8 protein-coding genes and 1 pseudogene are annotated in these 12,842 nt (G+C 47.5%); 3 read left to right on the forward strand and 6 right to left on the reverse strand.

Annotated elements, in window-relative coordinates; translation table 11 throughout:
- Window positions 1-124: 124 nt before the first annotated feature.
- From B050_RS0116780 to B050_RS0116800, 3 genes and pseudogenes are all read left to right on the forward strand, one after another.
- Window positions 125-970, forward strand: a complete 846-nt coding sequence (locus tag B050_RS0116780; protein ID WP_018475109.1) for an alpha/beta hydrolase — start codon at window positions 125-127, stop codon at window positions 968-970.
- A 146-nt stretch (window positions 971-1,116) separates the two neighbouring features.
- Window positions 1,117-1,509: pseudogene (locus tag B050_RS23285) on the forward strand (IS91 family transposase); the annotation flags it as partial.
- Between the two features lie 392 nt (window positions 1,510-1,901).
- Entirely contained in the window at window positions 1,902-3,167 is a 1,266-nt protein-coding gene (locus tag B050_RS0116800; protein ID WP_018475112.1) for a PepSY-associated TM helix domain-containing protein, read from the forward strand.
- A gap of 208 nt (window positions 3,168-3,375) precedes the next feature.
- On the opposite strand, the gene B050_RS0116805 is transcribed toward B050_RS0116800, so the two are convergent.
- From B050_RS0116805 to B050_RS0116835, 6 genes are all read right to left on the reverse strand, one after another.
- Complete coding sequence (locus B050_RS0116805; protein WP_018475113.1) at window positions 3,376-3,741, reverse strand: DUF2200 domain-containing protein; 366 nt, start codon at window positions 3,739-3,741, stop codon at window positions 3,376-3,378.
- Between the two features lie 86 nt (window positions 3,742-3,827).
- Window positions 3,828-5,315 carry an arylsulfatase gene (locus tag B050_RS0116810; RefSeq protein ID WP_229802394.1) on the reverse strand — a complete coding sequence of 496 codons (1,488 nt, stop codon included), beginning with the start codon at window positions 5,313-5,315 and terminating at the stop codon, window positions 3,828-3,830.
- A 219-nt stretch (window positions 5,316-5,534) separates the two neighbouring features.
- Window positions 5,535-6,794, reverse strand: a complete 1,260-nt coding sequence (locus tag B050_RS0116820) for a TolB family protein (RefSeq protein WP_229802393.1) — start codon at window positions 6,792-6,794, stop codon at window positions 5,535-5,537.
- 8 nt (window positions 6,795-6,802) lie between these two features.
- Entirely contained in the window at window positions 6,803-8,374 is a 1,572-nt protein-coding gene (locus B050_RS0116825; RefSeq protein ID WP_018475117.1) for a RagB/SusD family nutrient uptake outer membrane protein, read from the reverse strand.
- A gap of 48 nt (window positions 8,375-8,422) precedes the next feature.
- Complete coding sequence (locus B050_RS0116830) at window positions 8,423-11,497, reverse strand: SusC/RagA family TonB-linked outer membrane protein (protein ID WP_026235972.1); 3,075 nt, start codon at window positions 11,495-11,497, stop codon at window positions 8,423-8,425.
- A 191-nt stretch (window positions 11,498-11,688) separates the two neighbouring features.
- Entirely contained in the window at window positions 11,689-12,837 is a 1,149-nt protein-coding gene (locus B050_RS0116835) for a hypothetical protein (protein ID WP_018475119.1), read from the reverse strand.
- Window positions 12,838-12,842: the final 5 nt, after the last annotated feature.

The raw sequence follows: 12,842 nt of genomic DNA on the forward strand, positions 1-12,842 counted from the left end.
CCATCCTAATAGCCAGGCCCAATCGGTTTTCCTGGCCTGTAGCGTGGGAGCTTATTTAGGTATGGAAAAATGCCTTTGCAGCCTAGGATTTTACAGGTATCTTTAAATTTATAAATCCACTGAAATGAAAAAATCACCTTCACTTATCATCCCCTTATTCCTCCTGACTTTTATTGCCTTTGGCCAAGGGCAAAGCTATAAGACGCTGGAGAATATCCCTTATTATGAGCAGTCTATCAGGGAGGCCGATACCTATATGGAGGAGCGATGTGTTCTAGATTTATATTTGCCCGAGGGCAAGGAAGATTTTGCTACCGTGGTATGGTTTCATGGAGGAGGACTGACTGGGGGAGAAAAAGAAATTCCCCAAGCGCTGAAGGATCAGGGGCTGGCCATTATAGGAGTAAATTATAGGCTGTATCCCAAGGTTTCCGCACCCACTTATATCGCCGATGCGGCCGCGGCCATTGCCTGGACTCTCAAAAACATCCACCAATACGGGGGCGACTCCTCCCTAGTCTTCCTTTCCGGCCATTCGGCTGGGGGCTATTTGGCCGCTATGGTGGGGATGGACAAGAGCTGGCTTGCCAATTATGGTCTGGATGCGAATGACCTTGCCGGACTGATCCCTTTCAGCGGACATATGATCACCCACTTTACGGTGCGGGAAGAAAGAGGCCTCCCCGGTCATCAAGCCCTAATTGACGAGCTGGCTCCCTTGTATTTTGTACGACCTGATGCCCCTCCCCTGCTCCTTATCACCGGCGACCGGGAGATGGAGCTGCTTGGCCGGTATGAGGAAAACGCCTATATGATGCGTATGATGAAGGTGGCCGGTCATACCGAAACCACCTTATATGAGATGGATGGGTATGGCCATAATATGACCGCTCCAGCCTTTCCCTTATTGCTCAGTGAGGTGGAAAGGGTTAGCAAGTTTAAGGCAACTTCTACCCACAAAACACCCTGATCGGATAGTATAGCTACAGCCCTTCGCCAGTATCACGGACCTTGACGCCAAGGCGGTCCACCTCCATATCCGTCAGAATCATCTCCTTCAGCTGCACCCTATTCCCTGCAAAGGAGGGCGAAAGCTACTCTTTCAGGCCTGTAGTCATAAGGAGTAGCTTCAATAGGAGTTGCGGACAGGAATATCTTTCCGGGCATCGGCTCTCCACCTGCCAGCACAAGGCTTTTCGTGCGATTATATCCTGTAGCACTTCGCAGATGGGGAGTGCTATTCTCAAATGTGATCACTGCGATCACACAAAGACCTGTTTCAACAGTTGTCACAACAGGCATTGTCCAAAGTGCCAGTATGTCCGCCAGTTGGTCTGGGTGGATGAGCTTAAAGTAGGACTCCTTCCGATTCGGTATTTTCATATAGTGTTCACCATCCCCGAGGTACTCTGGCCACTGTTCTACCTCAACCAAAAAATCTGTTTCGATCTGCTGTTTACCAGCTCTGCTATGGCTATGAGAAAAACTTCTGGGAATCCTGAATTCTTATAGGCCCAGACAGGAACCTTGGCGGTGAAAATACCTATTCTTTTATATCCGCCTTCATGAAGTGTATCAGCAATACACCTGAAAGCCACCGATCGGTTTCTTATCGAATATCCACTCGCCAGATTTAAATGCTTAGTACCTCCCTGGCTATGGGAATAAAATAGATGAATCACGCTCAAATCCTTATTGGACAGGCATAAAAATAAATATTCCGATCAAATTTCCTGCAATCAATATTTAAATTAAATCTAAATAAACTATATTTGCCAACGATTTAGGTCAAGAAGGGGCTTGAGATAGTGCGCACTTCGTGCAAAACTGTTATAAGTCAGCCTAATGATTGAAGTCCACCAGACAGGAAAAAATTAGATATTATTTAACTACGACAGACCTTGAAGAAGCAAAAAACCAACTGGCAAAAGACAAGGAAATTTTTCAATGACATCCACCTGTGGTTAGGATTGGCAGGAGCGCTGATTTTGATTCCAGTATGTTTGTCAGGCACCATTTACGTGTATTATTCCGAGCTAAAAGACCTGTCCCGATCGGAGCAAGTCTGGAATGAGGGGCCACAGGATGCCAAGCCTCTTGCGATGGAAAACCTTATCGTGCAGGTAAAAAGCCAGGCCGAAGGAGACATTTCCTCCGTTACTATTCCCAAGGATAAAAGTAAAAACTATCAGTTTTCGGTAAAGAAGGAAGGTGATCGTAGTCGTTTTGGTACCACTTATTATGTCAATCCCTATACTGGGGCAATTGCGGGAAATTCGGAGACGACCACGGCCATGGATGGCTTTATGCGCAGCATGTTTAGCCTGCACCGCTGGTTATTATTAGACACAGTAGAGACCGAAATAATAGCAGGCCTGGAAAATAGGAAGCTGGGCAGTTATATCACGGGTACCGCCACCATATTGTTTACCATTGGGGTAATGACGGGGCTGATCATTTGGTTTCCCCAAAGGCTGAAGAGCTGGAAACAGGGGCTTAAATTAAAGCTCAATGGTAGCTGGAAGCGAGCCAACCACGACCTACACAATACGCTCGGATTTTATGCATTCTTCTTTCTCCTGATCATGGGACTTACTGGCCCACAATGGTCCTTCCCTTGGTACCGCACTGGCCTTCAGAAAGCCTTAGGAGTGTATCAGGAAAGGGAAGCTGGCGGTGGAGATCGCGGTCCTAGCCAAGGTGGAAGACCGGAAGGCGGATCAAATCAGAAGGCCAAAGAAGTGGCTAGCCCTGAGTTTTTACCATTCACCGATTACCTGTCCGCGGTGGACGCAGAACTCCCTTATGAGGGTGACTATAGAGTTAGCTTCCCGAAAGACGGCAAAGGAAACATCGAAATTCAGAAATCAAAAGTGGGTTTCTTTGCTCCCTATGGAAGTGATGAGGCCAGCCTAAAAGTGGAAAATGCAGCCATCGTGGAGTTATCAAAATTCAGTGACCAGGACTTTAACCAGCAAATCGCAAGGTCCATCAAAGCCCTGCACATCGGTACAGTCTATGGAGGTATCACCAAACTGATTTACTTTATCTCCTGCCTGATCGCTACCAGTCTGCCGATCACCGGGACCATCATATGGATAAATAAGATGAAGAAAAAAGGGAAAAGGAAAAATCCAAAAAGAAAAGAAGAGTTGCAATATGCCTAATAATGGCTATTCATAGGCTTATAAAGCCATCGCTATCATTAGCGATATAAGTCGAAGACCGGGGAATAAAATTGGATCATCCAATCTTTATTCCCCGGTCTTTTTTTTTGTCAAGCCAATACTTCCAGAAATATAAAATATCTGCGACTTAACTATCTAAATCATCAGCTGCTGGGGTAAAACCCAAGATTCTAGGCCTTCACTTACCTCAGCTGCCCCGAAGTATCTTCGCCATTGTCTTGCCTTTTGCTAGTTCGTCCACCAGCTTATCGAGGTACCTTACTTTTTGGGTAAGTGGCGTTTCTATATCTTCAATTCTATAGCCACAGATCATTCCGGTAATCATCGAAGCATTAGGATGCAGCTTAGCCAACTCAAAGAAGCGCTCAAAGGTGGCTTTTTGTGCAATCAGCTCCTCCAGGGCCTTCCCATCAAAACCCGTCAGCCAGCTGATCACCTGATCTAGTTCTGCTTTGGTACGGCCTTTTCGCTCCACCTTAGCTATATAGAGCGGGTAAACCGAAGCAAAAGTTAACTGAGCCATTCGCTCATCGTGCTTGACACTGGTCTGCATAAGGATAGTATTTGGAATGAATAATATCCTATAATATTAAGCAAACATTCATAAACTGCAAATAGTAAATAAGATCATAAAAATCCTTATTCATCCAGATAGCCCAGCTTGAATTCGACTGAAGGGGTATGGGCTATGCTAAATATCGAGTCCATCTTCCATAGGATTTCAGGATGCTCAAGAGCCAAATTGGTGGTTTCCCCGGGATCTGATTTCAGATTATAGATTTCTATTTTTCTATTCCCCTCTCTTATTCCTGTTCGTACCCCTTTCCAATCGCCCATTCTGGCGGCCTGTTTTCCCGCCTCGCCATGGTATTCCCAGTAGAGATAGGGATGCTTTTTCTGCTTATTTTCCTGCCCCATCATGGTGGGCAGCATTGATATTCCATCCCAATTGTCCCGCACAGGAGCGCCGGCAAGAGCTGCAAAACTAGGCATAAAATCCCAAAAAGCGGAAGGGTGAGCATTGGTGGTATTTGCCGCTATCCGGCCAGGCCAGCTCATAATCAGGGGCACACGAATTCCCCCCTCATAAAGGTCTCTTTTGATTCCTTTGAAGCCGCCGTTGCTATCGAAATATTCAGGATCTCCTCCACCTTCACGGTGCGGACCATTGTCAGAAGTAAAGATGATCAGGGTATTATTTTCTATTCCTAGCTCCTTAACCTTTGCCATGATTTCGCCCACCTGATCATCAAGAACCTTCACCATGGCAGCAAATGCAAGGTGGGGTTTATCTTGCGAAGCGAGGCCTCCCTGGCGAAAAGCCGGACCACTATCCACTCCATTGAAGGGTGTGCCCGGACTCATATGACCCTCAAAGGGTGCCATTTCATGCTCAGGAACGATCAGCTCGGCATGAGGTAAGGGACTTGGCACGAAAAGAAAAAAAGGCTGACCCTTATTCTTCTCAATAAAAGCCAGCGTCTCCCGCTGCATCAGCTCTGGTGCATAGTCCCCAAAAGCCCCCTCTTCATTCCCTGGCATAGGGATCTTCTCCTGATTGTGCCAGAGGTGATCAGGATAGTAATTATGTGCCAATGACTGACATACATAACCATAAAATTCATCAAAACCCTGCTGATTTGGCGCTCCCTCAGTATCCGGACCTCCCAATCCCCACTTTCCAAAGGCCCCCGTGACATAGCCCCTTTCCCGCATCATCTCAGGAAGGGTAAGAATGGAATCCGCCAGGGGAAATTGCCCCTCAATCTCCCTAAAACCATAGGCGGAGGGGTCCAGGCTCCGATTGTCACGAATGGCCACATGTCCCGTATGCTGCCCCGTCATCAGCGAGGCTCGGGAGGGAGAACAGACACTGGTACCCGCATAGTGATTCGTAAAAAGCATGCCCTGCGCAGCTAGCCGATCGATATTTGGACTCTCGAATCGCTGCTGTCCATAGCAGCTAAGGTCGCCATAGCCCAGATCATCCGCTAGAATAAAGATAATATTGGGAGGTCTGGTTTCCTTATTTTCAGCCAGCTTCTCCTCCTTATCCTTTCCTGATTGGCAGCCTTGAGATAGGCATAATAATAGCCCTAAAAACAAGATGCTCGTTCTATTCATCATTACCATCTACTAATAGTATTCGACACTTCATTCTGGTGAATTTCATTTTTATTCCCTCTATATAATACATAATCCTGCAAATCCGAATCACTAAGGGCAACGAAAACCTGACTGATCGCGCCCCATATTTCCAAAAAAAGATGCTGAGCCATCTACTCAGATACACTCCCAAAACCCGGGGCGCATTATCCAAAGGCGGCTCAATATCAATGATCCAGGCTATTCCAGTCGCATCATCATGATATCACTAGCGGTCAACAGGCTGGAATTAAACAGCAACCATTTACCATCGGGGCTAATAGAGTGATGAGAATGAGCCTCACGGCTAAAGGGACTCTTGCTGCTCAGCCTATGTCCAGTGGTCAACAGCTGGGCGGCCTCAGGCTTCCCAAAGGGAATCAGGTAAAGGTCGCCGTTGAAGGTGTCGCCGACGATCCACTGAAGGTCCGAAGTACCAGCGGTATGCCAATATCCTCCCCCGTCTTGCTGCCCATGAAATACAAGCTCATCTGTGCGCAAATTGAGCGAATAGATGCCATTTGGTCCTTGCTGAAGCCTATCCAGATGCCCCATACTATTGAAACCAATATGATCTGGCCCAAGGAAAACCTCATGAGTAATCCAGGTACCGTCAGTTTCCGCAAAGAGAGGCCGATTGCTAACTTCACGGGATTCATTTATGCTGGCCATCCACATCCGCTGTGGTGCATCCCCGCCCGTCTCCCAGCAATACATCAATTCACCCTCCTTATAAGGATTGGCTTGAAGATGGCCTATGCGGAAGGGAACTTCGAGGATCTCCTCCACGGCCCCACTGCTCAGCTCCACCTGCACAATAGACGAATGCCCATCTTCCACCCTGGTGGAGAAATACAGGTATTTTTCGTTATGGTCTAAGGCCATGCCATTGGGCTGAAAATGGGCGGGTAGGATCGCCACTATCTGCTCATAATCAGCCTTCGTCACTTGCTTACCTGCATGAGTCTCCTCCAGCAATCTCCCAAGGTCAAGGATAATCAAAGAATCATTTCTAATATGGTAGGCGAGATTTTTATTCCAGCCCAGGTGAAAGTCACTGCCATCATCCCCTGAGGAAATCTGGGTAATGCTATAGTCTTCCATGGAAAGCGCATAGGCCAGTCCTTTGCCTGATCGGTCTGAGCGAAACACGATGGACCTGCCATCGGGAGTCCACTGAGGATGGGTTTGGTAGATTTTGGAATTATTATGCCTAGAGCTGGTCAGGGCTATCACCGTCTTGCCAGTCACCTCATCCTCAAAGGTAAAATGCTCTGAGGGGAAATGTTGTCCAAAAGCATTTTCGCCAATCATATCAAAGGTCTTATCAACATTGGCGCGACTGGAATAATCTAGTCCTTCCACCCATTGCCCGGAAGCATGATGGGCCCCGAGAGGCCCCATCATGATCAAGCCCAGCCAGCATAGCTTGCTGGAAAGGGTACTCGTTATCTTCTTCATATATTTCATTAGTAATTTGGGTTTTGCTTTAGGTTAGGATTAGAATCGATGGCAGTGCTTGGAATAGGGTATATAGTACGATACGATTCCGATTCTGCCTTAAATTCCCAGGCATCTGTAAACTTCCCAAAGCGAATTAGGTCCCTCCTTCGGGCCAGCTCAAAGGTCAGCTCTCTACCTCTTTCATCGAGGATATCTTCCAGGCTTACGCTGCTCAATGCACTGGCATTGCTACGTTCGCGGACCTCATTGACAAGGATGGTCGCTTGGCTAAAATTCCCCAAACGAGCCATAGCTTCGGCCTTGATCAGGATCACATCCGCATAGCGGAAGAAGGCGATATCATTCCCTGCATTTCCACCATTGGTATTAGGGTCGAGGCCCCATTTGATCCATTTGATACCCGCATTCATCGGTTGATTTCTGATGCCTGTAGCCGGGATAATTTCATACGGCACTGGTCCTTCGGTTGATTTTCCGGCTTGGTAAAGGTTACTATTATTGTCCGGCACCACCCGCTCGACCATCACCACCTCACCATTTCTAGGATCTTTCATGGGACCATAGCTCAAAAACATCCCTTTTCGTACATCCTGATCCTCATACAGTTCCACTATAGAAGGCCGTGTCCCGAATCCATCCTGGGGGGTATAAGGCAAGCCAAATAAGCCGCCGCTAATACCCGGAAGCACCTTCTGTACTAGGGGGTGGCCTATCCCTCCAGGGATATTAGGCGTATAGATTCCTCCGAAGATAAATTCTGCATTCTCCTCATTATTATAAGTGAAATTGTCAAAATAATTGGGCAGAAGCTGGTAAGCGCCGGAGTTTATGACCTTATCAGCATACTCTATCGCCATCTCATTTTGGGCGCTGCCGGTATAGACCTCCGCATTGAGGTACAGGGTGGCGAGCAAGGTATAAGCAGCTTCTCTGGTAAATCGACCGTAATATTCACTTCCCACGTCCGCCTGGGATGGAAGGTTAGGTGCGGCTTCTTCCAATTCTGAAATAATAAAATCGACCACCTCCGAGCGAGTATTTTGGGTGGGGAGATTCAGAGGATCTACTTTAGGAGCCGTAAATAGCGGCACATTGCCATAGAGATCCACGAGAAAGAAATAAGCAAAAGCCCGCAGGGATTGCAGCTCCGCTTTTGGTCCACTGATATTATCCAGGGAAGACTCTTCCAGCGCCGCAATGAGCGCATTGGCCTGCCCCACGGTTCCAAACAGGGTATTCCAAGTGCCGGCAATATAGGCATGGCTGGCGTCCCACTTATGCTCCATCAATTGCTCAAAGTCACTATTAGCCCACCAGCCTTGAATCTTGCCATGGACCACCACCTGATCGGCGGAGAGCTCCAGGGTCCTGTACTCAGCCCCCATGCCGGTGATCTGAGCAAAATTCCTATATACCCCGGACAATGATGAGAGGACTTCCTTATCGTTGGAATAAAAAGTCTCTGGGGTATAAATAGAGTACACGTCCTCATCCAAGGTGCAGCCACCAAGCGTACTTATTACCATAAGTGAGGCCAGGGATATCTTTTTAGCGTAAGTATGAATTTGATTTTTCATGTTCTTTTTGATGTTTTTAGGTTAATTAATTCCGTGCTCACTCCTCGATCAAAAGGCGAAGCTTCCACCTAGCATAAACACACGAGGACGTGGGTAAGCCAAATAGTCAATCCCAATAGCGGCATTTCCACCCCCATTCGTATTGGTCCTCACCTCGGGATCATAACCGGAATAACCTGTAATGACAAATAAATTTTGACCCGTCACATATACTCTGGCCCGCTTTAAGAAGCCTAAAGCCGCAACGTCAAAATTATAGCCGATATTAATATTGTCCATTCGGAGATAGCTCCCATCCTCCAGCCATTGGGAGGAGAACTGGGCGGTCTGATCCCTACTCACCCCCGAAGTAAGGGCAGATTGAAGGATATTTATCCCCGGAGTGGAATTGGTATAGGAAAATTCCGCTGCTGTATTATTAAGAATATCATTGCCCACCACCCCTCTCAAGGTAAAGGATCCATCAAATCTCTTATAGCGAAACTGATGACTCATCCCATAAATAAAATCAGGGTTGGCATTTCCGATTACTACCAGATCTGCGCCTGCCACGCCATCGGTATCGAGGTAGGTCTCCATGCCATTTTCGTCATACCCTGTAAATTCTCGGCCGTAGAACGTACCTAAAGGAAGCCCCGGTCTGATGATCTGCGAGAAATCCTTGGGAGTGATCACCCCTGAGAGTGGGGAAGTACGTATTTCCTCACGGGAAAACTGAGAATTGGAAAGGGAAGTGACCTCGTTTCTGTTTCTGGAAAAATTCACATTCATATTCCAACTAAGAGGGCGGTCCACCATCAAGTCGGCGTTTAGGGATAGCTCTATCCCTTTATTCTCCACTTCCCCGACATTGGCCCACTGAGTATTGACCACGGAGGGAGCGGCAGTGGAAAACTGAAGCAGGAGGTTATTGGTATATTTCTCGTAATAATCGAGAGTACCCGTCAGGCGGTTATTCAGGAAGCCAAAATCTAGGCCAATATTCAGCTGATTTGTTTGCTCCCACTGAAGGTCCGGGTTGGCATAGTTGGTAGGCAAAACACTAGGGATAGCCTCGCCACCAAGCACATATACGGCAGATCCAGCGATCCCCAGCTGCTGGCGATAGAGGTCATTAGGGATCTCCTGGTTTCCCGTCACCCCATAGCCTACACGCAGTTTCAACTGGTCAAAGCTACTAGTCTTCATAAAGTCCTCCTCGGTGATATTCCAGGCAAAGGCTCCTGAAGGGAACAGTCCCCAGCGGTTATTTTCTCCAAACCGGCTAGAGCCATCATTCCTTAGGGTAAAGGTAAAAAGATAGCGATCCTTCAATCGTAGATTGGCACGTCCAAAAACCGAGGCCAGCCGATTGGCTGATTTATAGGAAGTATTAGATAGGATGGTTCCCGACTGGATCAGATTCCACTTGACGGAAGAAGAGACGAAGTTATTGGCCTCCGTGAAGGTATATTCGGTCACAAAACGCTGAAAGGAGTAGCCGCCTAGTAAGCTTAAATTAGTATTACTATTAAACTCCTTATTATAGGTAAGGGTGGCCTCCGCTACGGAACTATAATTCTGCTGCTTATTGATAGAAGCCCGTCCACCGTCAGTTTCTCCTGATGGGTGGCTGGCAGGCATATTGGTAAATCGCTCAATATACTGGTCATTATGACCTAGGTTGATACGGAAAGTAAGCTCATCCATAAGATCGAAAGCAGCATCTACATTCCCCAGAAACATGCCTGTATAGCGCTCATCATCCACTTCCACCCATGATACGGGATTGATTCTTAGCTCTCCTATCTGGTAATAAGAGCCATCAGGATTAGTCACTGGTAAGGTCGGCGCCCATCGGATGGCATCCTTTAGGATATTGCCACCTTCATTATTTATATTGGAAGAAACGGGGGTATTGTCCTCTGCAGTCTTTCCGTAGGTCATATTCACGCCCAGTCTCAAACGACCCTCGAGCGCCTTATGTGTTCCATTAAATCGGCCGGTATATTTCTTCAAGCCGGAGGAAAGCAAAATCCCCTGCTGATCAGTATAGCCTATAGAAGCGCGATAATTACTGGCGTCAGAGCCACCGCCAAAGGCGATATTATGGTTTTGGCTCACCGCAGAACGGAATACCTCATCCTGCCAAAAGGTATCTGCCCCTTCATCCGGAAAGGCCAGATTATTGGCTGTGGCATAGTCTCTATATTGGTCTGCCGACAATACGGGAAGAGTTTTTCTCACGCTCGATACGCCCACATAGGTATCGTAAGTTAGGGTCTCCCCGGAGCTTTTACTTTTGGTCGTAATCATGATGACCCCATTGGCCCCACGGGAACCATAAATAGCTGTGGCCGAGGCGTCTTTCAGAATGTCTATGGACTCAATATCGGAGGGATTTATCGAGTTTAGTGGATTGGTACCCTCTGAGGAGAAGGGGGAACTTCCCTGGACCGAGGACACAAATTTATTGGAAGAGCTAAACTGTAGCGGCACCCCATCGATCACATAAAGAGGGTCATTTCCCGCAGAAATGGAGTTTACACCTCGGATGGTCACAGTGGAAGGAGCGCCAGGCTGGCCGCTATTCTGGACAATATTCACCCCTGCCACTTTTCCTTGCAGCAACTGCTCCGGAGCCACGGACATTCCTGTATTGAAGTCCTTAGAGCCTACGGAGGCCACAGATCCTGTAATATCCTTTCGGCGCTGGGTTCCATAGCCCACCACCACCACTTCACCGAGCTGCTGCATATCCACCTGTAGGGTCAGGTCTATGCTGGTCTGATTGCCCACAGCAACCTCCTGTTTCTCAAAACCTATGGAGCTGAAGATCAGCACCGCACCTTCATCGGGTACCTCCAGGCTATATTTACCGTCAATATCAGTCACGGTACCACGCCCTGCGCCTTTTAGCAGGATACTCACCCCTGGGAGAGGCATATTATCTTCGCTGGACAGCACCGTCCCAGAAATGGTCTTTTCTATACTTTGGCTAGTACTGTAAAAGGGGAAATCCGAAGGGTTTGTTGTCGCCAGCAGGGTCGATGTCTCAGCTTTTAGATGGAAGCTGCAGGCCATAGCGAGTAGGCATAAGCCCTGACTCTTCCATGGCAATTTTAGGGTAATTGCTTTAGTCATTGGAACATTGGATTTATTGGTAATCAATGGGGATAGGATAGTCCATAACCCACAACCAATGTATCCACCCTTTCTAACAAAATCGTTCTGTACTGTGCTGTCCTTGGAACACTATCCATCAGGCTAAACAGTCCTTAAAATCTAGTAATTCATAAAAATAAAACCTTTATATATATTTGAAAAACAGGTAATTACAACTTTTCCTTCAATCCTCCCATGAGAAATCCACCCCAGAAGATGGGGAATAAGATGAATAGACTTTTCATGCGCATCATGATGCCCAGATTGCTCAGGATATTGGCATATAATAGGCTGATTAAGAGAAATAATATTAGTCCAAAACCATAGGATATGGGTGCTTTTTTCCACTGAGTCCAGGAGATGGTGAAGGGCAAAATCATATATAGGAGGACCAATAAGAGGTTCTCTGCCGAGGCTAAATAGGCAGTAAAATTATGAGCATCCAGAAATAAGGGACGAAACCAAAAAGTCAATAGCCGCATCGGTTGAGAATAAGAGGCCATGTCCACCGCCGAACCTACCCCCTGGCCTCCCAGCATCGCAAATTGGCGGGCGATGATCTCCTGTGCGCTGGCCAAACTAAATTCTCCCAAACCCAAATACCAGAACAGCAGAGGAAAAGCACTAATGGCCAAGGCTAAGCAGCTAGCAGCGTACACCCTGGCCCATCGATGCTGTCGCCAAAGTGGCAATAAGCAGAGGCCAAGGGCCAGCAAAACCAACCAGGCAAGATAAGTACGGACCATAAAAATCAGCCCTATCCCAAAGGCAAGATAGAGAAACTGAGGCCGCTGCAAGCCCCTAAACACACAGGCCAAAGCCAGTAAACATAAAGCTTCTTTCCCGATCCCTGCCGTCCAAAAATGTAGGTTGGGAAGAAATAAGAGAAAGGCATACCAAGGGGTATCCAGAAACCTCCAGCTGGAGCGTCCCAAGGAAATCAGCTGTAAAAACAGCATTCTCATCGCCCAATAGCCCAGCCAGCCGTAGATCAGGTGCCCCGCCAGGATATCCCAGTGCCACAGCTTGGAAGGAATATAATTTAGCCAATACATAAAGGGGTAGCCTATACCAAAATAATCCCACCAGCCCTCTGCGTCCACAGCGGCTAAGGGGCCATTGAGGTTCCAATAGACAATGGAATCTCCCCCAAAACGCTGTATATACGCATGGAAGAAGAAGCTGATCCCTATATGCCATACCATCAAAGCCTGCAAAATCCCCGCTTGCTGCGCCGTGACCCTAGCCGAAGAGGCCATACGCTGGTTGGCGTAAAAGGTGAGCGCATACACGATAAATATCACTAGGAATGCTACCATCTGAG

Origin of the sequence: Echinicola pacifica DSM 19836 (assembly GCF_000373245.1) — a bacterium.
Lineage (GTDB): Bacteria > Bacteroidota > Bacteroidia > Cytophagales > Cyclobacteriaceae > Echinicola > Echinicola pacifica.